Below are 21,588 nucleotides of genomic sequence, written 5' to 3'. Positions count from 1 at the left end.
AAATGTTGACAATCAGGGAGTCCGTCATGTCGGTCGACGCCACGTCGCTGCTGCGGTTGGAGAAGACTTCCCTGCGTCAGCAGGCGCTCACCGCGCTGCGGCGCGCCATCACCACGGGGCAGCTCACTCCCGGCACCCACCTGGTGGAGACCGAGCTGTCGGAGGCGCTGCAGATCAGCCGCGGCACGCTGCGCGAGGCGATGCGCCAACTCCAGCAGGAGGGCCTCATCTCGGCGGGCGCACGGGGCCGGCTGTCGGTGCGCCACCTCGACGCCAAGGAGATCGCCGACATCTTCGATGTCCGCGCCGCACTCGAATCGCTGGCCGCCACATTGCTGGCCGGCCGTGACGACCGCGCCGACGCCGGGGCGGCGCTGCGTAAGGCCGTCGACGACATGGACCGGTGGTCGGCGTCGAATCTGGAGGATCGCATCGAGGCCGATCTGCGCTTCCACCGCACCATGTGCCAGCTCACCGGCAACGAGACACTGGTGCACTCCTGGTCGTCGCTGGAGGGCAGCATCCGGATGTCGATCATGTTCGCCGGGGTCGACCGTGCCCTGAAGAACATGGACGTCCATCGCCATCTGGCGATCGTCGAGGCCATCGAAGCGGGCGATGCCGGCGCGGCCGCCGCGACCGTGCGCGAGCACATGGCCGGTGCGGCCCAGACGTTGGTGGGTTCGTAGGGCCGACCACCCGGCCGGCGTGCGAACGGCACCCGTAAAGGCCCCGAATACGGGTCTTCGACCCCGTCGGAAGGTCGACAAGGGCCGCCTCGAAAGAATGCCGTAAAGGACCGCCGGGGCGGCGTCAAAAAGTCGTAAAGACGCTGGCCCTTGGAGCCAGGCAGGCACAAGGTGTGGAAGGCCTGTGAAATCCGCAGGCCTGCACTCGTGTGGGAGTAACCCCGTGTCTGGTCCCGTGTCCGTAGTCATCTTCGTCGCTCTGACGGTGGCGGTCTTCGCCGTCCTCGGCCTGGTGCAGAAGCTGGTCGAGAAGTTATGAGCTACGAGAACATCGTCGGCCTGGTGCTGTCGATCCTGGTCGCGCTTTTCTTGTTCGCCGCCCTACTCTTTCCCGAGAGGTTCTAGTGAGCAGTACCACCGCGGGGATCCTCTTCCTTGTCTCGCTCGTCGTCGCGTTGGTGGCCGTCCATGTGCCGCTGGGCGATTACATGTACCGCGTCTACTCGTCCGAGAAGCACCTCGGCGGGGAGCGCGTGATCTACCGGCTGATCGGTGCCGATCCGAAGGCTGAGCAGACCTGGGGCGCCTACGCCCGCAGCGTGCTCGCCTTCTCGGCGGTCAGCGTCCTGTTCCTGTTCACTTTGCAACTGGTGCAGGGAAAACTGCCGCTGCACCTGAACGACCCGGCCACCTCCATGACGCCCGCGCTGGCCTGGAACACCGCGGTCAGCTTCGTCACCAACACCAACTGGCAGGCCTACTCCGGAGAGTCGACACAGGGTCACCTGGTGCAGATGGCGGGACTGGCGGTGCAGAACTTCGTCTCCGCAGCCGTCGGCATGGCCGTGGCCATGGCATTCGTGCGCGGGCTCGCTCGACGCAACACCAGCGAACTCGGCAACTTCTGGGTCGACCTGGTGCGTGGCAGCATCCGAATCCTGTTGCCGCTGTCCATCATCGGTGCGATCATCCTGATCGCCGGCGGCGTGATCCAGAACTTCGCGCTCCACGATCAGGTCGTGAACACCCTCACCGGCGCCCAGCAGACCATCCCCGGCGGGCCGGTCGCGAGCCAGGAGGTCATCAAGGAACTCGGCACCAATGGCGGTGGCTTCTACAACGTCAACTCCGCCCATCCGTTCGAGAATCCGACGACGTGGACCAACTGGATCCAGATCTTCCTCATCCTCGTGATCGCGTTCTCGCTGCCCCGCACGTTCGGCCGCATGGTCGGCAGCCGCAAGCAGGGGTATGCGATCGTCGCCGTGATGGGCGTCATCGCCACGATCAGTGTCAGCCTGACGATGCTGTTCCAGCTGCAGGCCCACGGCACCGTGCCGACCGCGGTCGGCTCGGCGATGGAAGGCGTGGAACAGCGTTTCGGAGTGGCGGATTCGGCGGTCTTCGCCGCGTCCACCACACTCACGTCGACCGGTGCCGTGAACTCCTTCCACGACTCCTACACCAGCCTCGGCGGCATGATGACGATGTTCAACATGCAATTGGGCGAGGTCGCCCCCGGTGGTGTCGGCTCCGGCCTGTACGGCATGTTGATCCTCGCGGTCATCACCGTGTTCGTCGCGGGACTGATGGTCGGCCGCACTCCCGAGTACCTCGGGAAGAAGATCACTCCGCGTGAGATCAAGCTGGCGGCGACCTATTTCCTGATCACGCCGTTGATCGTGCTGACCGGAACCGCCGTCGCGATGGCACTGCCCGGACAGCGGGCCGGGATGCTGAACAGCGGTCCCCACGGACTGTCGGAAGTCCTGTACGCCTTCACGTCTGCGGGCAACAACAACGGCTCGGCTTTCGCGGGGATCACCGTCAACACCGAGTGGTACAATACCGCGCTCGGTCTGGCGATGGCCTTCGGCCGCTTCCTACCGATCATCTTCGCGCTCGCTCTCGCCGGTTCGCTTGCCCGGCAGGGCAAGACACCGGAGTCGATCGGGACGTTGCCCACCCACCGGCCACAGTTCGTCGGCATGGTCGCCGGCGTGACACTGATCCTGGTCGCTCTGACCTTTCTGCCCATGCTCGCGCTCGGGCCCCTCGCTGAAGGAATCCACTGATGTCTGTCACCACCATCGAGGCCGCGCAGACGAAGCGCTCCTCGTCGTCGCCCCAGGGAAAGATCCAGGGAGGGCTCCTGGACCCGGCGATGATCCGGAAGTCCCTGCCCAGTGCGTTGGCCAAACTCGACCCTCGCACCCTGTGGCGCAACCCGGTCATGTTCATCGTCGAGTTGGGCGCGGTCTGGAGCACGTTCCTGGTCATCGTCGATCCGACGTGGTTCGGCGTGCTCATTGTCGTGTGGCTCTGGCTCACAGTCGTTTTCGCGAACCTGGCCGAAGCCGTCGCGGAGGGCCGCGGGAAGGCGCAGGCGGAATCGCTGCGCAAGACGAAGACCTCGACGATGGCCCGCAGGCTGGTGGACTGGCAGCCGGGACAGCGCGGGCGTGAGGAGGAGATCGCCGCTCCGCTGCTGCAGCAGGGCGACGCCGTGGTCGTCGAGGCCGGCCAGGTGATCCCCGGTGATGGCGACGTCGTGGAAGGCATTGCCTCGGTGGACGAATCGGCCATCACCGGCGAATCCGCGCCGGTGATCCGCGAGTCCGGCGGCGACAGGTCGGCCGTCACCGGCGGCACCACGGTGCTGTCGGACCGCATCGTCGTCCGCATCATGCAGAAGCCGGGCGAGAGTTTCATCGACCGGATGATCGCGCTCGTCGAGGGCGCCAACCGACAGAAGACTCCCAACGAGATCGCGCTGAACATCTTGCTGGCCTCGTTGACGATCATCTTCGTGTTCGCCGTCGCGACGCTGCAGCCGCTGGCGATCTATTCGAAGGCGAACAACCCGGGCGTTCCGGACAGCGTGGCGCTGGGCGGAAGTGGCGTGACCGGCATCGTGATGGTCTCGCTTCTCGTGTGCCTCATCCCGACCACGATCGGTGCGCTGCTGTCGGCCATCGGTATCGCCGGAATGGATCGCCTCGTGCAGCGCAACGTGTTGGCCATGTCTGGCCGCGCCGTCGAGGCCGCCGGCGACGTCAACACCCTGCTGCTGGACAAGACCGGCACCATCACACTGGGCAACCGGCAGGCGGGGGCGTTCGTACCGGTCGACGGCGTCAGCGACGATCAGCTCGCCGACGCGGCGCAACTGTCCAGCCTGGCCGACGAGACCCCCGAGGGCCGCTCGATCGTCGTGTTCGCCAAACAGCAGTACGGTCTGCGCGCGCGTACTCCGGGAGAACTCGCACACGCGACCTGGATCGAATTCTCTGCCACCACAAGGATGTCGGGCGTCGACCTGACAGACGAGGCCGGTGACCACCAGCTCCGCAAGGGCGCTGCCAGTTCGGTCGCCGACTGGGTGCGCACCCAGGGCGGCGAGGTACCCACCCAGCTCGGTGACATCGTCGACGGCATCTCCGCCGCCGGCGGCACACCGCTGGTCGTCGGTGAGGTGCGCGGCAGTGCCGCACGGGTTCTCGGGGTCATCCACCTCAAAGACGTTGTCAAAGAGGGCATGCGCGAGCGCTTCGACGAGATGCGCCGCATGGGTATCCGCACCGTGATGATCACGGGTGACAATCCGTTGACCGCCAAGGCGATCGCCGACGAAGCAGGGGTCGACGACTTCCTGGCTGAAGCCACGCCGGAAGACAAGATGGCGTTGATCAAGAAGGAGCAGGCCGGCGGGAAGCTGGTCGCGATGACGGGCGACGGCACCAACGACGCGCCCGCCCTGGCGCAGGCCGACGTCGGTGTCGCGATGAACAGCGGCACGTCGGCGGCCAAAGAAGCCGGCAACATGGTCGATCTCGACTCCGACCCGACCAAGCTGATCGAGATCGTGGAGATCGGCAAGCAGCTGCTCATCACGCGCGGCGCGTTGACGACGTTCAGCATCGCCAACGACATCGCGAAGTACTTCGCGATCATCCCGGCGCTGTTCGTGGGCCTGTTCCCCGGGCTCGATCTGCTGAACATCATGCGGTTGCACAGCCCGCAGTCGGCGATCCTCTCGGCGGTCGTCTTCAACGCCCTGGTGATCGTGGCCCTCATCCCGCTCGCTCTGCGCGGTGTCCGGTACACGCCGAGCAGTGCGTCGAAGCTGTTGAGCCGCAACCTCTCCCTCTACGGAATCGGTGGGATCGTGGCGCCGTTCATCGGCATCAAGATGATCGATCTCGTCGTCCAACTCTTCCCAGGAATGTGACCATGACCATCTCGAATCTCGTTCGGCAGCACTGGGCTGCGCTGCGCGCCCTGCTCGTCTTCACCGTGATCCTCGGCATCGCCTATCCGCTGCTGATCTGGCTGCTGGCGCAGATCCCCGGACTCTCGGACAAGGCGGACGGCTCGATCATCGAGGCCAACGGAAAGCCCGTCGGCAGCAGCCTCATCGGGCAATCGTTCACCGACTCCGACGGAAACGCGCTGCCGCAGTACTTCCAGAGCCGTGCTTCGGCGGCCGGGGACGGCTACGACCCCATGGCCACCAGCGCCAGCAACCTGGGCCCGGAGAGCATCGTGGACACCCCCGACAAACCCAGCCTCCTCACCACGGTGTGCACACGCAGCAAGGCGATCGGCGACCTCGAGGGCGTCGACGGATCGCGGTCGTTCTGCACCAGCGGCGGCGTGGGTGCGGTGCTGTCGGTGTTCGGCCCGCGCGATCTGAGCGGCAAAGTCGTCGACCCGACCCGGGTGGTCAGCGTCAACGAACCGTTTGACAGCGTCGCGGCGCCGTTCCTGACCACCTACGAGGGCGTCCGCGTGGAATGCGCCAAGTCGGGCGAGGACTATAGCGGCGGCCAGATCGTGCCGATCCGCGGAAGCGCGCCGGCCGACCCGGCGGTGCCCGCCGACGCCGTCACCGCCAGCGGCAGCGGGCTCGATCCGCACATCTCACCGGCCTACGCCGACCTGCAGGTCGGGCGCGTCGCCCGGGCGCGCGGAGTGTCCCCGCAGCAGATCGAGGCCGTCGTCGCCGACCACACCTCCTCGCGGACACTCGGGTTCTTGGGTGAGCCCCGGGTCAACGTGCTGGAATTGAACCTCGCCCTCGACGAGCAGTACCCCGCCAGGAGCTGATGCCAGCGTGCCGGACACCGCCACCCCAGCCGGCCACAAGCCGAGACGCGGAGAGCTGCGTATCTATCTGGGCGCAGCTCCCGGCGTCGGCAAGACCTACGCGATGCTCGGGGAGGCCCACCGGCGTATCGAGCGGGGCACCGATCTGGTCGCCGGTGTGGTCGAGACCCACGGCCGCAAGAAGACCGCCGAGCTGTTCGAGGGCATCGAGGTCATCCCGCCGCGCTGCATCTCCTACCGCGGCAGTGACTTCCCCGAGCTCGACGTACCGGCGATCCTCGAGCGCAAGCCGCAGGTGGTGCTCGTCGACGAGTTGGCCCACACCAACACACCGGGAAGCAAGAACGCCAAACGCTGGCAGGACGTCGAAGAGCTCCGCGACGCCGGCATCACCGTGGTCACCACCGTGAACGTCCAGCACTTGGAGAGCCTCAACGACGTCGTCACCCAGATCACCGGCATCGAGCAGCAGGAGAAAGTGCCCGACGAAGTCGTCCGGGCCGCCGATCAGATCGAACTGGTCGACATCACACCGGAAGCGCTGCGGCGCAGGCTCTCTCACGGCAACGTCTACGCACCGGAACGCATCGACGCTGCATTGAGCAACTACTTCCGGCGCGGCAACCTCACCGCGCTGCGGGAGTTGGCGCTGCTGTGGCTGGCCGATCAGGTCGATGCGGCGCTGGCAAAGTACCGCGAGGAAAACGACATCACGGCGACCTGGGAGGCGCGCGAGCGTGTCGTCGTCGCCGTCACCGGCGGCCCCGAGTCGGAGACCCTCGTCCGCCGTGCCTCCCGCATCGCGTCGAAGTCCAGCGCAGAGCTCATGGTCGTGCACGTGGTGCGCGGTGACGGACTCTCCGGAGTGTCCGCCTCGCACATGGGCAAGGTCCGTGAACTGGTGACCAGCCTCGGCGCGACGCTGCACACCGTGGTCGGGGACGACGTTCCTGCGGCCCTCCTCGACTTCGCCCGCGAGATGAACGCCACCCAGTTGGTGCTGGGCACCTCGCGGCGTTCGCGCTGGGCGCGCATCTTCGACGAGGGCATCGGCGCGACCGTGGTCCAGGACTCGGAGAAGATCGACGTCCACATGGTGACCCACCCGCAGGCCGCGCAGGGATTCCGGTGGGCATCGCTGTCGCCACGGAGCCGCCATGTGACGTCGTGGCTGGCCGCTGTGATCGTGCCGTCGGCGATCTGCGCGTTGATCGTCGGGTTCCTCGACACGTTCCTGGACGTCAACGGTGAAAGCGCACTGTTCTTCATCGGCGTGCTCGTCGTGGCGCTGCTGGGCGGCGTCGCAGCGGCTGCGCTATCGGCGGCCTTGTCGGGCCTCCTGCTGAACTACTTCCTCGTCGAACCGCGCTACACCTTCACGATCGCCCAGCCCGACAGCGCCGTCACCGTCGTCGTTCTCCTCATGGTCGCTGTCGCCGTCGCCGCACTGGTGGACAGTTCGGTCAACCGCAGCCGCGAGGCTCGGCGCGCCTCCCAGGAGGCAGAACTGCTCGCCCTGTTCGCCGGGTCGGTGCTGCGGGGTGCCGATCTCGACACCCTCCTCGAGAAGGTGCGGGAAACCTATTCGCAGCGTGCCGTCAGCCTCCTGCGACGGGGCGACGACGACGTCGAGGCGATCGTCGGCTGCGTGGGCACCGATCCGTGCGTCGACGTCGACACGGCGGACACCGCGATCGAAGTGGGCGACGACGAGTTCTGGCTGCTGCTCGCGGGCAAGAAACTGCAAGCCCGCGACCGCAGGGTGCTGACCGCGGTCGCCAAGCAGGCCGCCGGCCTGGTACGTCAGCGAGAGCTCACCGAAGAGGCCGGTGAAGCCGAGAGCATCGCGCGCGCGGACGAGCTGCGACGCTCCCTGCTCTCGGCCGTCAGTCACGATCTGCGCACCCCACTGGCCGGCGCCAAGGCAGCCGTGTCGAGTCTGCGTAGCACCGACATCGCGTTCTCGCCCACGGACACAGCGGAACTGCTCGCCACCATCGAGGAGTCGATCGATCAACTCACTGCGCTCGTCGGGAACCTGCTCGATTCGTCGAGGCTCGCGGCAGGCGTGGTCCGGCCGCAGCTGAGCCACGTGTATCTGGAGGAAACAGTGCAGCGCGCATTGGTCGGCATCAGCCGAGGGGTCACCGGTTACGGCCGTGCCGAACAGGTCGACCGCGTGAAAGTCGATGTGGGACACCAGGTCGTCATGGCCGACGGCGGCCTGCTCGAACGCGTGCTGGCCAACCTTATCGACAACGCGCTGCGCTACGCACCCGAGCGGCCAGTCCGTGTGACCGCGGGCCGGGTGGGCGACCGTGTGCTGATCGCCGTCGCCGACGAGGGGCCGGGAATAGCCCGCGGAAGCGAGGAGCAGATCTTCGAGGCGTTCCAGCGGCTTGGCGATCAGGACAACAGCAGCGGTGTCGGTCTCGGACTGTCCGTCGCCCGCGGCTTCGTCGAAGCGATGGGTGGTTCGATCTCCGTCGGTGACACCCCCGGTGGGGGTCTCACCGTCGAGATCGACCTCGCGGCTCCGCAGGAGGGGCAGCGATGACGCGCGTTCTCGTCATCGACGACGAACCCCAGATCCTGCGCGCGTTGCGGATCAACCTGTCTGTCCGCGGCTATGACGTGAAGGTCGCCGCGACCGGTTCCGAGGCGCTACGCCTGGCCGCCGACTTCCGGCCGGACGTCGTGGTGCTCGATCTCGGGCTTCCGGACATGAGCGGCATCGACGTGCTCGCCGGTCTGCGTGGCTGGCTGACCGCACCCGTGCTGGTCCTGTCGGCGCGCACCGACGCCACGGACAAGGTGGCCGCACTCGATGCCGGCGCCGACGACTACGTCACCAAGCCGTTCGGCATGGACGAGTTCCTCGCCCGGCTGCGGGCCGCTGTCCGCCGATCGTCGGTGGCAGGCCCCAGCAGCGAGCCCGTGATCGAAACATCGTCGTTCACAGTCGATCTGGGGAAGAAGGAAGTCACCAAGAACGGTGCGCTGGTCCACCTCACGCCGACCGAGTGGGGGATTCTCGAGATCCTGGTCCGCAACAGCGGGAAGCTGGTCACCCGTGAGCAATTGCTGACCGAGGTGTGGGGTCCGGCGTACGCGAAGTCGTCGCACTACCTGCGGGTGTACCTGGCTCAGCTGCGTCGCAAACTCGAAGACGATCCGTCCAGCCCGATGCACCTGCTCACCGAAGCTGGGATGGGCCACCGGTTTCGGCCCTGACCCGCTGCACCGCATACGTTGCCATGCCGACAGCCACCACCATGGCCCCTGCGGTAACGGAGCTCAGCGGCAATGTGAAAGCCAGAGTGAGGCAACCGATCAGGCCGATTGCGGGCACCACGCGGCGGCCCAACGTGAACGCCGACGCATTCGCGATCGCGTAGTAGAGCAGGACCCCGAAGCTCGAGAAACCGATCGCGCCGCGCACGTCGACCAGTGCGGTGACGACCGCGACGACGGCGCCGACCGCCAGTTCGGCGCGATGCGGTGTGCTGTGGCGCGGATGCACCGCGGCCAGCGCGTGCGGCAGGTGGTGGTCGCGGGCCATTGCCAGCGTGGTGCGCGACACCCCGAGCATCAGCGCCAGCAAGGCACCCAGCGCACCGATCGCCGCGCCGGCGCTGACGACTGGGGTCAGGCTGCCGAAGCCGGCGGCCTGAATCGCTTCTGACAGAGGCGCATCGGCGACGGCCAGTCGCGTGCTGCCGAGCTCGGCGAGCACCGCGACCGCCACGACGGCGTAGACGACGAGCGTGATGCCGAGCGCGATCATCACCGCTCGCGGGATGGTGCGGTCCGGGTCGCGGACCTCCTCGCCCAGCGTCGCGATCCGGGCGTATCCGGCGAACGCGAAGAACAGCAGCCCGGCCGCCTGCAGGACGCCGTACGGCGACGGATCGTCTCCGGCCAAGCGACCGGTTCGCGGATCGCCACCGCCGACGATCAGCACGACCACGAGCACCAAGACCGCGAGTACGACGGCCACGATGATGCGGGTCAGCAGCGCGGACTTCTGCACGCCCGCATAGCCGATCGCCGTCAGCGCCACTACGGAGGCCACGGCGACCGCCGTCGCATGCGCGGGCCAGGCGTAGTGCCCGACCGTCAGCGCCATCGCCGCGCATGACGCCGTCTTGCCGACCACGAAGCTCCAGCCGGCGGTGTGTCCCCAGAACGGGCCCAGGCGTTCTCGACCGTAGACGTAGGTGCCGCCCGACTGCGGGTAGCGCGCGGCCAGCCACGCCGACGACAGCGCGTTGCAGCAGGCCACGACCGCGGCAACAGCCAGGCCGATCAGCAACCCGGTGCCGGCGACGGCCGCGGCGGGCGCGAGCGCGACGAAAATCCCGGCGCCGATCATGGCGCCCAGGCCGAGCACGACGGTGTCGACCGTGCCCAGACGGCGCTGCAGGCCAGGCGTGCTCACGCCAGGGACTTACTTCTGGCGAATGACATTCCCGCCGAGGTACAGCAGGTATGCCAGCACCCCGACGATCGCGAATTTGCGGGTCTTGGCCGACGCGATGCCCAGCCCGAGGACCGTCTCGATGCCGCCGTCGACGTACACGTGGGTGCGGGTGTTGTCGGGGAACGCCGCCTTCGTCATGCCCTCGTAGATCTGGGGAGCGACGAAGTGCGAGAGGCCGGTGGCGGCCAACGCGAGTCCGGCGGTCTTGGCGGCGGGCGAATTCTGTTGCGGCACAGCAGTCCTAACTGATCTGGTAGTCGCTCAAAGGGAATTCCGACGCTTCCCGGATCGCGGTGCTCGTCGACATCGGCCGCAGCAGGCTCGGTTCGCCGTGCGGATTGAAGTAGTAGGAGCGCGAGCTCGCACAGTTGCCCAGCTTCCACAGCGAGTCGCCGAGCAGTTCGGTCATCCGGTCGAGGTACTCGGCGTTGGCGGCCTCGGTCACCTCGAACGTCGTGGCGCCGCGGCGCTTGACTTCACCGAACAGCCGGTTCATCAGCTGCATCTGGTATTCCATCGTGTTGAAGAAGTTCAACCCGAGGAACGCATACGGGCTCGCCAGCGACAGGTAATTCGGGAAGTAGGGCATCGACACGCCCTGATACGCCTGGAACCTGTTCTCCCGCCACCACTTTCCGAGATTGCGGCCGTCACGGCCGATCAGCTCGATGGCGGGGAAGTTGGCCTCCCACAGGTCGAACCCGGTGGCCAGCACCAGGGTGTCGATGACGGTCTTCGTGCCGTCGGCGTTGACGATCCCGTCGGCCGTCACGTGGTCGATGCCGTCGCTCTGCAGATGCACGTGCGGTTTGGTGAACGTGCGGAAGTAGCTGTTGGAGAACGTCGGCCGCTTGCAACCGATGTCGTAGTCGGGGGTGAGCCGGCGGCGCAGTTCCTTGTCGCGGACCTGGATGAACTGGTTGATCTTGCACAGGTCCATGGCGGAGATGTTCAGCCGGCGGTTCAGCGGCACCCGGTAGTGCACCACGCCGACGTTGATCATCATCTCGTAGATCGTGTCGGTGATCGCCCGGACGATGCGCTGCGCCAACGGGATTCGAGCGAAAAGCCGCTTGGTGCGCTCGGAGATCCGGAAGTCGAGCTTGGGGGCCACCCAGATGGGGGTGCGCTGGTAGACGGTCAGATCGGCGGCCGACTTGGCGAGTTCGGGAATCAGCTGCACCGCGGTGGCGCCGGTGCCGATGACGCCGATCCGCTGACCGGCCGGATCGAACGAGTCGTCCCAGTCGGTGGTGTGCAGCACCCGCCCCTCGAACGTCTCGATGCCGGGGATCTCGGGCAGGCGCGGTTGGGACAGGAACCCCGTCGCGGTGAACAGGTAGCGCGCCGACATCGTCTCGCCGTTGCCCAGCGACACCTGCCAGCACGCGGCTTCTTCGTCCCACCGGGCTCCCGAGACCACGACGTTGAACCGCATGTGGCGGCGCACGTCGTACTTGTCGGCGACGTCGTCGGCGTACTGCTTGATCTCCGAGCCGGTGGAGAACAGCCGCGACCAGTTCGGGTTCGGCTCGAAGAAATAGGAGTACGTGGTGGTCGGCACGTCGACCGCCAGCCCGGGGTAGTGGTTGACGTACCAGGTTCCGCCCAGGTCGTCTTCTCTGTCGAGGATTACGAAGTTCTCGTAGCCCATCCGCTTGAGCTGGATGGCGGCCCCGATTCCGGCGAACCCGGCCCCTACGATGACCGCGTCGTATTGCACCGAAGTCATGCGCTAGACGGTACTAGAGGTCCCGCTAATCGCCCGATCAGCCCTTGAGGGAGCCGGCGCGCGGCGGGTTCAGCGTCGCGATACAGGTCACCGCGCGGTCGCCGCTGGCCCACGTCTCGGCGGTCGGGTACAGCACGTACAGCTGCACCGTGTTGTCGGTCATCGAGGCGGGGGAGTAGCTGGCCAGCTGCGGGCCGCACCTCTCGCTGTAGGCCTCCACGGCCGGCTGGCCGGGGAAGTCGCCGTCGGGCATGTTCAGGACTGCGAACACCTCGCCGGCATGCGTCTGCGCGCAGTCGGTGGTCTGCACCCGCATGACCTTGTCGCCGGTGGGGATCTCCGACAGGCAGTCCCCGACCTTCACGTCGGTGGCGGTGACGTTGCCGGAATTGACCACACCCCACACGACGACACCGCCGACGATGACGAGCAGCAGCACCGCGGCGAGGCCGCCCAGCAGCCACCACTTCGTCCGGCTCTTCTTCGGCGGCGGCGGGTACTGGCCCGGATATCCCTGGTAGGGCATCGGCGGCGGGGGTGGGTACTGGGGGTGCTGAGGGTATTGCTGCGGGTACTGCCCGTAGGCATCCGGGCCCTGCGGCGGCGGTCCGTAAGGGGGTGGCGGCGGTGGCGGCCCGGGCGGAGTGCTCACGGGAGTGACGATAGCTCAGCCGAGCAGCTCGAGTGCCGCTTCAACAGCGAGAACGGGCACGTCCAGCGTCTTGGACTTCAGGTCGTGGCGGGCGCCGGTGACCTCCACGATCCGGGTCGGGGCGCCGATCAGTGCGGCCGCCGGACGCAGCTCGGCGAGCGTGCCGAAGGTATCGGCGCTGCCGTGGGTGAACACCGTCGGCGCGGTGATGCGGGGGAGGTGTTCGGTGCGTGCCTTCTCCGGCTTGCCGGGCGGGTGCAGCGGATAGGAGAACAGGGTCAGCACGTCGAGCGTCAGTCCGTGATCGGCGACGGCCATCGAGGTGAGCCGGCCGCCGTAGGAGTGCCCTCCTGCTACCACCGGACCGTCGGCCAGTGCCCGCACCGCGGCGACGGCCTCGACGATCCCGGCGAGATCGGCGGCCGCTCCCGACGGCGGACCCTTCGGGCGGCGCCGCCGGTAGGGCAGGTTGTAGCGGACCGCAAGCCAGCCGCGCCGGGCCCACTCCTCGCAGACCGCGACGAGCATCGGGGAATCCCGGTTGCCGCCCGCGCCGTGTGTGAGTGCGACCGTGCCCACGGGAGTGCCGTCCGGCCGGTGGAGCACGCCGTCTATCTCATCCATCGATTCACTTCTCGTAGAGCCGGAACAGCGGCGAGACGGGGCCGTGGCCGTGGCCGAGCGGATACGCGGCGCGCAGGCATTCGGTGATCCACGCCTTCGCGAACGCCACCGCCTCGGGCATCGGATAGCCGTGCGCGAGCGCGGCGGCCGTCGCCGCGGCCAGGGTGTCGCCGGCGCCGTGGTCGTGGGGGGTGTCGATGCGGGTGGAGTCGTAGGTGTGGAAGTCGGTGCCGTCGAAGAGCAGGTCCGGGCTCTGTGACGATGCGCGCATGTGTCCGCCCTTGACCAGCGCCCACCGCGGGCCCAGCTCGTGCAGCGCCCGGGCCGCGGCACGCTGGCTGTCGGGGTCGACGACGTCGATGCCGGTGATCAGGCGGACCTCGTCGAGGTTGGGTGTGACGAGGCTGGCCAGCGGGAACAGCCGCTCCTTCATCGAGCCCAGCGCGCTGGGGTGCAGCAGTGGGTCCCCGTGCATCGACGCGCAGACCGGGTCGACGACCAATGGCACCGTGCCGTCGAGACCGAGCCCCACCCAGGTGTCGGCCACGGTGTCGATGATCTCCGCGGACGCGAGCATGCCGGTCTTGGCCGCCTGGACGCCGATGTCGGTGACCACCGCGTCGATCTGCCCGGCGATGATGTCGAGCGGGATCTCGTGGAAGCCCTGGACTCCGACGGAGTTCTGCACCGTCACCGCCGTGATCGCGACCAGACTGTGCAGGCCGAGCAGCGCCAGCGTGCGCATGTCGGCCTGGATGCCGGCGCCGCCCCCGGAATCGGAACCGGCGATCGTCAGCACCCGCAGCGGGGTCTGACCCGGCGGCGTCAGCGGCAACACGTCCATCAGCATCTCCCTACGCCGGCATTACCCGGTCAGGTTCGTACGGTCGACGGCGCATCAGCCGTCCTCTCAGCGCGCTCGGCGCGCGCTCCCGCGTGGGCGTTTCCAACGTAGCCGACGCCTGGTCGCGGCCGGGTGGGGAATACGGTTTGGCCGAGATGATTTATATAGCTAACATATGTGTTTTCCGGCGCAGGGTCGCGCCGGCCCCCGATACGAAACGTGACAGCGAAAAGACGGCAACCATGGCGACGACTGAGACGACGGGAAACACGATCCCCACCGGTGGCATGAGCGAGACCACCATCAGGCGCACCCGGATGGACCACGACCATCCCTTCTACAAGTGGATCGTGCTGTCCAACACCACGTTGGGCGTCCTGCTGGCCACGATCAACGCCTCGATCGTGCTGATCTCGCTGCCGGCGATCTTCCGCGGCATCGGGCTGAATCCGCTTGCCGCCGGGAACGTCAGCTACCTGCTGTGGATGTTGATGGGGTACCTCGTCGTCACCGCCGTGCTGGTGGTCCCGTTCGGGCGGCTCGGCGACATGTTCGGCCGGGTGCGGATCTACAACATGGGCTTCGCGGTGTTCACCGTCGCGGCGATCGCGCTGTCGTTCGACCCGTTCCAACTCGACGGCGGCGCGATCTGGTTGATCGCGTGGCGCGTGGTGCAGGGCGTCGGCGGCGCGATGCTGATGTCGTCTTCCTCGGCGATCCTCACCGATGCGTTCCCGGCCAATCAGCGCGGCATGGCGCTCGGGGTGAACATGGTCGCGGCCGTCGCCGGCTCGTTCCTCGGCCTGCTGATCGGCGGCTTCCTGTCCGAATGGCATTGGAAGGCGATCTTCTGGGTCGGTGTGCCGATCGGCATCCTCGGCACGATCTGGAGCGTGCGCTCGCTCAAGGAGCTCGGCGACCGCAGCCCCGGCAAGCTCGACTGGGCCGGCACCCTGACGTTCGGCATCGGCCTGACGGTGCTGCTGATCGGCATCACCTACGGCATCCAGCCCTACGGGAATTCGACAACCGGCTGGACCAATCCGGCCGTGCTCGGCGCCATCGGGTTCGGGGTCGCGCTGCTCGTCGTCTTCTGCATCGTGGAGCTGCGGGTCAAGCAGCCGATGGTCAACATCCGGCTGTTCCGTTCCGCGTCGTTCGGCATGGGCAACCTCGCGGGGCTGATGTCCTCGGTCGGCCGGGGCGGGCTGCAGTTCATGCTGATCATCTGGTTGCAGGGCATTTGGTTGCCGCTGCACGGCTACAGCTTCGAATCCACCCCGCTGTGGGCGGGCATCTACATGCTGCCGATGACGGTCGGGTTCCTGGTCGCGGGTCCTCTCGCGGGTTCGCTGTCCGACCGGTTCGGTGCGCGACCGTTCACCGTCGGCGGCATGCTGCTGATGGCGGTGACGTTCGTGGCGCTGGTGATGATCCCGGTGAACTTCGACTACTGGCTGTTCGCGGTGCTGGTGTTCCTCAACGGGCTCGGTGGTGGCATATTCACGGCGCCCAACACCGCGGCGATCATGTCGAGCGTCCCGTCGGCCGAGCGCGGCGCCGCCTCCGGCGTGCGCGCGACGTTCTTCAACGCCGGCTCGTCGCTGTCGATCGGCGTGTTCTTCTCGCTGATGATTGTCGGACTGGCCAACACCCTGCCGTCGGCGCTCAGCAATGGCCTACAGGCGCAGGGGGTTTCGGCGTCGGTGGCTCACGACGTGGCGAACCTGCCGCCGGTGGGCAGCCTCTTCGCCGCGTTCCTCGGGTACAACCCGATCGCAGAGCTCCTCGAGCCGTCGCACGCGCTGCAGCAGCCCGGCGTCAACGCCGATGTGCTGACGGGCAAGACGTTCTTCCCCGAACTCATCACCGAGCCGTTCCATTCCGGCCTCACGGTGGTGTTCCTCGCCGCCGCGGCGATGATGCTCATCGGCGCCGTCGCCTCGATGTTCAACCCCGGCCGCTACGCCGAGGACCGCACCTAGAACGGTGGCGGCTCGTCGGGGTCGCGCACCTTCAGCGGTGGCGGTTGCCAGTTCGGTTCCAGCTCTTCGGGTTCGATCGGGTCGTTGACGAAGCGGGCGAACGGGCTGGTACTGGGTTTGGTGGTCGTGGATTCGCCGTGGAAGAACTCGCGGAAGCGACGGAAATCGTTGCGCCAGCAGCGGACTCGGATCTCCTCGCGTGCCGACCGATTGCGGTGGCGGTTGAACCTGCTGGCATGACGGGTCGCGCACATCCGTTCCCGCGCTTTCTCGAAGGCCTGCGGGTCGGGTGTGCGGTGGCGCCCGGCGAGGTCCGGGAACAGCGCGGCCCCACCGGGAGTCGTGGTGTACGTGTGGCCGGTCGGCGAGGTCCACACGATGATGCCGCCGGCCAGCTGTCGATCGCGCCAGCCCTCGTCGAAGGTCTTGCGGCGGTGATGTTCTCGGCAGTAACAGCCCAGGTTCTCGGCTACCGTCAAGCCGCCGGCTGCGGGGTCGGCGTGGTCGAACGGCTCGGTGTGGTCGATGTCGCAGCGCACGGCGGGCACGCTGCAGCCCGGGAAGCGGCAGGTCAGGTCGCGGTTGCGGATGTAGCGGGCGAGCGCGGCGGTGGGCCGGTAGCGATGCGCCTGCGCGGGACTGACGTGCGGAAGGTCGATGAGGCGGCGCGTGGCATCGCGGGCGAGTTCGCGCACCAGTTCGGCGTCGATCACCCCGTGCCCGACGAGATAGCCGGGCTGGTCACTGCGCCCGGTGACGGTGTCGGCGGCCGCGACGATGTTCAGCACGACGGGCGCGACCGGGGCCGGTGGTTGGTCACGTACCGGGCACTCGGGTGTGCCGCAGGCGCAGGCCAACTCGAATCGGCCGTGCCCCAGGGCGTTCAGTGCATCAGCGCGACGCTGCATCAATGAGCGCGGATCGCGCGGGCACACCCCGGCGGCCATCGTCGACAGACGCCGATCCAGCACCGCGCCGTCGGTACGGCTCAGATTCGCCCGCACGCGAGCCATCCCGTCGAGATCGGGCCGGACGTCGACACGGCGCTGGTCATAGGCCGCGGTGCGGCGTGCCTTGGCCGCCGCGGCGTCCATCGAGGTGACCACGGCGTCGATCGTGGTGATCAGTTTCTCTCGTGACCAGCACCGCCAGCTGCCGATCTGCTCGGCCAGCGCGGCGTCCACCGCGTTGATCACGCCGTCGCGTACCAATTCGGTGCGCGTGCAGATCAGCTCGGTGGCCCGCCAGTCGATGTGCCCGGCAGCCAATGCTGCTGCGACTGCGGGCAGTCGCACGGCCAGGGTCTCGGCATGCCCGACCAGCACCCGGGCTCCTGCGGCGGTCATGTTCAGGGCCGCCGACACCTCGGCGGCGGTGCGGTTGAACCCACTCATCACCGCTGACATGTCTTCTTCGACGGCCAGCTCCTGCTCGGTCCGCCGGCCCAGCAGCTCGGCGATCGCCGCCAGCTTGCGCGCCATCAGCATCGACTCCTGCCGATGGGCGTCGTCGACCGCGGCGACCAGGTCGCCGTCAGACCAATCATCGAACATGTGTTCGAGTATAGATGGTCCTGCCGACACCACGGCGCGCCGATTAGAGTGCGCCCATGCTCACCATCGCGCGGCAGACCGCCGGGTTGTGGTGGCGGACCTGGCCTCGGCTCGTCGCGCTGTACCTGGCCGGCTGGTTCGTCCGCTACTGGGTGCTGCAGTTCGCGATCTCTGTCGGGATCGACCACGGCGAGCTGTGGGGTTCGCTCATCATGGCCGTCGTCCCGATCGTGCGGCTGCTGACCTACCTCGGGATGTTTCTCGTCATCCGGTCAGAAGCGGCCGGCCTGCAGCACGCCGACGACGGCGACACCGCGGCGCCACGGGGAGTCGTCGACGTCACGCTGACCGCGGTCCTGCCCTTCCTCGTCATCTACACGCTGTGGAAGTTGGTGGTACAGGACTTCTACGTCTACTTCACGACCGTCAACATCACGACCGTCTACGAGGGCACCCAGGACCGCGTGGCCGCGGTGGTCAACCACACCGCCGGCGCGCCGCTGATCACCGTCATCGTCGTCGCCTTCCTGCTGCGTCAGCTCATCACCCGCTTCCGCGATCGGCTGCCGTCGGCGATGATGCTGCTCGCCGTCTACTTTCAGGTGCTGTGGTTGTTCCTGACCATCCAGGCCTCGTTCGCGGCTCTGTTCGGCACCGCCGACTGGATCGCGCAGCGGCGGATCGTCGTGTGGTACAGCGGAATTCGTGAAGAGGTGCTGTCCCACCTGGGCGTTGTCGGCCGCATCTACGAATCCCTGACCTCATCGCTGGGCCCGCTGGCCCAGGTCGTCGCGCTCTCGCTGGCGTGGCTGGCCATCGCCGCCGCGGTCTACGGCACCCCGTTGACACCGACCTGGCAGGGTGGCCGACGGGCCTTCCTCGGCCACCGCGGCGACGTCGCAGCGGCCCGCGCGATCGACCGCGGCAGGAAGACCCTGCAGCCACGCTGGCAGCGGGTGCCCGCCACGCTGCAGGAGCGGGTCGTCGAGTTCGTGCGCGGCCAGCTCGGCATGTTCGGCCCCATCGTCGACGCCGGCCGGTTGATCCTGCACGGCGGCGCGCTACCGATCGCGTTCTTCGTGCTGGCCTACACAGGCCTGGTCGTGCTGGCTCCGGGCAACGCCTACTTCGATCCCACGGTCACCGACGGCTACCTGTTCCGGGCCGTCGCCGTCGCGCTCGGCCCGCACGAGTGGGCGTGGTGGCAGGCCTTCGACGACACGATCCGGCTGGTCATCGACGCAGCCATCGATCCGATCCGGATCTGCCTGGTGGCTGCGGCGTACTGGTTCTGCGTCGACCAGGTCCGCGCCCAGCACGCGACGTCAGGTCTGGAACCGAATCACCAGCGGTGACTCGTCGTAGCTGGTGAACGCCGGCGCGTTGGCCTCGTCGGTGTCGGTGTCGGTGTCGGTGTCGGTCCCGGGCGCGGGTGCCTCGCCCGGCTGCAGCAGCAGCTCCACGGCGCCGACCGTGACTCCGCTGGGCACGTACATGGCCACCAGCAGCGGGCCGTCCTGACTGCAGACCGTCGTCAGATGCTGCCGGTAGGCGAACTGGAACACCGACATGTCGGTCGCCGTCGTCGTCCAGCGCCGCGGTCCCTCGACCATCGACGCCGTGCAGAACTGGAACCCGTCCGGCAGCCCCGCCGGCCGTCCGTCGCGCTCGCGGTCGAGCACGTAGCTCGCAAGGTGGCCGCCGGCCGGTGGCTCACCGGGGGAGGGCAGGGTCACCGGAGTCAGACGCCACCGCAGCCCGAACATGTCCGCCCACTGCCCGGCGGCCACCGTCTGCACCGGCCGGGTGTACCCGAGTTGGCGTGCCCACTGCGAGTAGGTCACAGTGCCCGCGATCGCCGCGACCACCACCACGATCACCGCGAACGCCCACCAGTTCGACCGCAGCCAGCGCCTCACGACGCCGCCTTGTCGAGATCCAGCTGCGCCAGTGCATCACCGGGCACCGGCAGCGGTACCGCGATCGCCGAATCCAGCGGTGCAGGCATCGGATTGCCGTAACGATCAGCAGTCTTGTTGTACACCAACAACTCTGCCGACGTCGGAACGGCAGGCACCTCGAACGCGACGACGTTGCGCTGCGTCAACCCCGGAGGTGCGTTCCGGGAGAACCCGCTCAGCGGCGACGTGAACCGCCTGCCGTCGGCGGTCAGCTCGAACACCGGCGATTCGGCCGACAGCAGCGGCTCGTAACTGAGCGCCACGACGAGCCACGCCCCGTCCGTCGACATCCGCACCGGGACACCGTCGTTGGTGAACGTCACCACGCGAGCAAGCTGCACGTCGTGCACCGTCACCGCCAGGTTGCGGCCTTCGACGTGCTCGCCGACCGCGCCCGCCACCTCGATCGGCGCCCAGGACTGCATCTTGGTGGGCAGCTGCAGCCACAGCCAGGTGGCCGCCGCGAGCATCGCCGCCGCGGCCAACACGCGAACGACGGGGATCAGCCGGCGGGTCACCGGTACACCTGCGGCGCCAATGCGAGATCGCCGTACTCCGAGGCGTCACCGCTGAAGTCCTCGGCGATCCGGAACGTCGAAATGAACGACGACATCGCCGGCATCCGGACGCTGATCTGTGGCTCGTCGGCCAATTCGTCGGCGGGCACCGCCCACACGAAGCGGTAATCGGTGGTAAATCCGGGTTCCACGGTCGGCATCGGTTGTCCGTCGCGCAACCGCACCGCGGTCTTGAAGTACGCCGGGATGCCGGCGATGCCGATGACGCCGGTGATAGCTGACGGCCGGGGACCCGAGCAGTCGGCATCGGTGCCGATGACCGGGAGCGAGTTCGGCAGGGACACAGAACGATCCGTGACGCTTTCGACCGTCGCATCGACGGTGAGGAACCGGCATTGCGCGGTCAGTGCGCGCAGTCCGGCGACACCCTCGGGCAGGGCCGCGGCCCGCACGGTGATGCGCAGGGGGCCGTCGTCGTAGGCCTGCCCCATCGCCACGGTCGTCACCCGGTTCGCAGTGTCCAGGCCGCCGAACACCGCCGTGGCGCCGATCACGACCAACGCGGCCACCCACTTCAGCCGGCCCAGTGACAGCCGGCGCCAGGGTGACTCGGTGGGGGTCACGACGACGCCAGCGTCACCACGACAGGGGCGTGGTCGCTGGGCGATCCGACCCTGTCCTTGCCGGTCTTGCGTTCGTCGCGAGCGATCTCGGCGTGCTCCACGCGGGACGCCAGCGCCGGCGAGCCGAGGATGAAGTCGATGCGCATGCCGCGGTTCTTCGGGAAGCGCAGCTGCGTGTAGTCCCAGTAGGTGAACACGCCGGGTCCTGGCGTGAACGGCCGCGTGACATCGGCGAATCCGGCGTCGACGACGGCGTCGAACGCGGCGCGCTCCGGCGCGGTGACGTGCGTGCTGCCCTGATAAGCCTCCACGCTCCACACGTCGTCGTCGGTCGGTGCGATGTTCCAGTCACCGACCAGCGCGATCTGCGCCGACGGATCGTCTGCCAGCCATGACGATGCTGAATTGCGCAGAGCTGCAAGCCATTCCAGCTTGTAATGGTAATGCGGGTCATCGACCATCCGGCCGTTGGGCACGTAGAGGCTCCACACCCGCACCCCGCCGCACGTCGCACCCAGCGCCCTCGCCTCGGCGGCAGCGCCTGGCTGGTCACCCCACGTCGGCTGTCCGTCGAAGCCCACCGCGACGTCGTCGATGCCGACGCGCGACGCAATGGCCACCCCGTTCCACTGGCTGAACCCGCAGTGCACCACGTCGTAACCCAACGCCGCGAACGGCATCGTCGGGAACTGCTCGTCGGAACACTTGGTCTCCTGCATCGCGAGCACATCGACGTCCGCGCGCTCCAGCCAATCGGTGACCCGATCGACCCGGGCGCGAATCGAATTGACGTTCCACGTCGCCAACCGCATGCC

Annotated in this window: 21 protein-coding genes and 1 riboswitch; of the genes, 10 read left to right on the top strand and 11 right to left on the bottom strand. The window is 67.8% G+C overall.

Translation table 11 applies throughout. From position 1 onward, the window contains the following. Window positions 1-26: 26 nt before the first annotated feature. The 8 genes from PGN37_RS02975 to PGN37_RS02940 all read left to right on the top strand — a co-directional run bounded on the left by PGN37_RS02975 (window position 27) and on the right by PGN37_RS02940 (window position 9,032). A complete protein-coding gene (locus PGN37_RS02975; RefSeq protein WP_335329530.1) occupies window positions 27-689 on the top strand; it encodes a GntR family transcriptional regulator in 663 nt (220 codons plus the stop codon). Window positions 690-912: 223 nt separating this feature from the next. Beyond that, the gene (locus PGN37_RS02970) at window positions 913-1,008 is read left to right on the top strand and encodes a potassium-transporting ATPase (protein ID WP_335329529.1); all 96 of its coding nucleotides are present in this window, start codon (window positions 913-915) and stop codon (window positions 1,006-1,008) included. Continuing rightward, the gene (locus tag PGN37_RS02965; protein ID WP_335329528.1) at window positions 1,005-1,094 is read left to right on the top strand and encodes a potassium-transporting ATPase subunit F; all 90 of its coding nucleotides are present in this window, start codon (window positions 1,005-1,007) and stop codon (window positions 1,092-1,094) included. Before PGN37_RS02970 ends, PGN37_RS02965 begins: the two co-directional genes overlap by 4 nt. Beyond that, a complete protein-coding gene (gene kdpA, locus PGN37_RS02960; RefSeq protein WP_335329527.1) occupies window positions 1,094-2,764 on the top strand; it encodes a potassium-transporting ATPase subunit KdpA in 1,671 nt (556 codons plus the stop codon). Before PGN37_RS02965 ends, kdpA begins: the two co-directional genes overlap by 1 nt. Beyond that, entirely contained in the window at window positions 2,764-4,920 is a 2,157-nt protein-coding gene (gene kdpB, locus PGN37_RS02955; RefSeq protein WP_335329526.1) for a potassium-transporting ATPase subunit KdpB, read from the top strand. Before kdpA ends, kdpB begins: the two co-directional genes overlap by 1 nt. Before the next feature lie 2 nt (window positions 4,921-4,922). Next, window positions 4,923-5,798, top strand: coding sequence for a potassium-transporting ATPase subunit C (locus tag PGN37_RS02950; RefSeq protein ID WP_335329525.1), 876 nt, complete (start codon window positions 4,923-4,925; stop codon window positions 5,796-5,798). Window positions 5,799-5,805: 7 nt separating this feature from the next. Next, entirely contained in the window at window positions 5,806-8,355 is a 2,550-nt protein-coding gene (locus PGN37_RS02945) for a sensor histidine kinase (RefSeq protein ID WP_335329524.1), read from the top strand. Next, window positions 8,352-9,032: a response regulator gene (locus PGN37_RS02940; RefSeq protein ID WP_335329523.1), complete on the top strand. Its 681-nt coding sequence runs from the start codon at window positions 8,352-8,354 to the stop codon at window positions 9,030-9,032. Before PGN37_RS02945 ends, PGN37_RS02940 begins: the two co-directional genes overlap by 4 nt. On the opposite strand, the gene PGN37_RS02935 is transcribed toward PGN37_RS02940, so the two are convergent. From PGN37_RS02935 to thiD, 6 genes are all read right to left on the bottom strand, one after another. Continuing rightward, window positions 8,995-10,239, bottom strand: a complete 1,245-nt coding sequence (locus PGN37_RS02935) for an APC family permease (protein WP_335329522.1) — start codon at window positions 10,237-10,239, stop codon at window positions 8,995-8,997. The genes PGN37_RS02940 and PGN37_RS02935 overlap by 38 nt on opposite strands. Before the next feature lie 9 nt (window positions 10,240-10,248). Further along, a complete protein-coding gene (locus tag PGN37_RS02930; RefSeq protein WP_335329521.1) occupies window positions 10,249-10,515 on the bottom strand; it encodes a hypothetical protein in 267 nt (88 codons plus the stop codon). Window positions 10,516-10,522: 7 nt separating this feature from the next. After that, entirely contained in the window at window positions 10,523-12,013 is a 1,491-nt protein-coding gene (locus tag PGN37_RS02925) for a flavin-containing monooxygenase (protein ID WP_335329520.1), read from the bottom strand. Between the two features lie 37 nt (window positions 12,014-12,050). Then, window positions 12,051-12,665, bottom strand: coding sequence for a septum formation family protein (locus PGN37_RS02920; protein ID WP_335329519.1), 615 nt, complete (start codon window positions 12,663-12,665; stop codon window positions 12,051-12,053). A 15-nt stretch (window positions 12,666-12,680) separates the two neighbouring features. Further along, on the bottom strand, window positions 12,681-13,289 hold the full coding sequence (locus tag PGN37_RS02915) for an alpha/beta hydrolase family protein (RefSeq protein ID WP_335329518.1): 609 nt from the start codon (window positions 13,287-13,289) through the stop codon (window positions 12,681-12,683). Window positions 13,290-13,293: 4 nt separating this feature from the next. Next, entirely contained in the window at window positions 13,294-14,133 is an 840-nt protein-coding gene (thiD, locus tag PGN37_RS02910) for a bifunctional hydroxymethylpyrimidine kinase/phosphomethylpyrimidine kinase (protein WP_335329517.1), read from the bottom strand. Beyond that, window positions 14,124-14,235, bottom strand: a riboswitch (TPP riboswitch). Its footprint overlaps the gene before it by 10 nt. Before the next feature lie 140 nt (window positions 14,236-14,375). Between thiD and PGN37_RS02905 the strand changes: the two genes are divergently transcribed. Beyond that, window positions 14,376-16,118 (top strand): MFS transporter, encoded by a 1,743-nt coding sequence (locus PGN37_RS02905; RefSeq protein WP_442932837.1) that lies wholly within the window; start codon window positions 14,376-14,378, stop codon window positions 16,116-16,118. Here PGN37_RS02905 and PGN37_RS02900 read toward each other — a convergent pair. Further along, a complete protein-coding gene (locus PGN37_RS02900) occupies window positions 16,115-17,671 on the bottom strand; it encodes an HNH endonuclease signature motif containing protein (RefSeq protein WP_335329516.1) in 1,557 nt (518 codons plus the stop codon). The genes PGN37_RS02905 and PGN37_RS02900 overlap by 4 nt on opposite strands. Window positions 17,672-17,727: 56 nt before the next feature. Here PGN37_RS02900 and PGN37_RS02895 point away from each other — a divergent pair, with 56 nt between their 5' ends. Continuing rightward, complete coding sequence (locus PGN37_RS02895) at window positions 17,728-19,026, top strand: hypothetical protein (protein ID WP_335329515.1); 1,299 nt, start codon at window positions 17,728-17,730, stop codon at window positions 19,024-19,026. Here the strand turns inward: PGN37_RS02895 and PGN37_RS02890 are convergent. Genes PGN37_RS02890 through PGN37_RS02875 form a run of 4 tightly spaced genes read right to left on the bottom strand, consistent with a single transcriptional unit; the run spans window position 18,997 to window position 21,585 of the window. Then, window positions 18,997-19,590, bottom strand: coding sequence for a hypothetical protein (locus PGN37_RS02890; protein WP_335329514.1), 594 nt, complete (start codon window positions 19,588-19,590; stop codon window positions 18,997-18,999). The genes PGN37_RS02895 and PGN37_RS02890 overlap by 30 nt on opposite strands. Then, the gene (locus PGN37_RS02885; RefSeq protein ID WP_335329513.1) at window positions 19,587-20,150 is read right to left on the bottom strand and encodes a hypothetical protein; all 564 of its coding nucleotides are present in this window, start codon (window positions 20,148-20,150) and stop codon (window positions 19,587-19,589) included. The genes PGN37_RS02890 and PGN37_RS02885 overlap by 4 nt, the downstream gene beginning before the upstream one ends. Beyond that, window positions 20,147-20,773, bottom strand: a complete 627-nt coding sequence (locus PGN37_RS02880; RefSeq protein ID WP_335329512.1) for a hypothetical protein — start codon at window positions 20,771-20,773, stop codon at window positions 20,147-20,149. The genes PGN37_RS02885 and PGN37_RS02880 overlap by 4 nt, the downstream gene beginning before the upstream one ends. Beyond that, the gene (locus PGN37_RS02875) at window positions 20,770-21,585 is read right to left on the bottom strand and encodes an exodeoxyribonuclease III (RefSeq protein WP_335329511.1); all 816 of its coding nucleotides are present in this window, start codon (window positions 21,583-21,585) and stop codon (window positions 20,770-20,772) included. Before PGN37_RS02875 ends, PGN37_RS02880 begins: the two co-directional genes overlap by 4 nt. Window positions 21,586-21,588: the final 3 nt, after the last annotated feature.

The organism is Mycobacterium kyogaense, assembly GCF_036946525.1.
Taxonomy (GTDB): Bacteria; Actinomycetota; Actinomycetes; order Mycobacteriales; family Mycobacteriaceae; genus Mycobacterium; species Mycobacterium kyogaense_A.
Note: the sequence above shows the minus strand (reverse complement) of the source record. Positions and strands in the feature narration are given on the sequence as shown.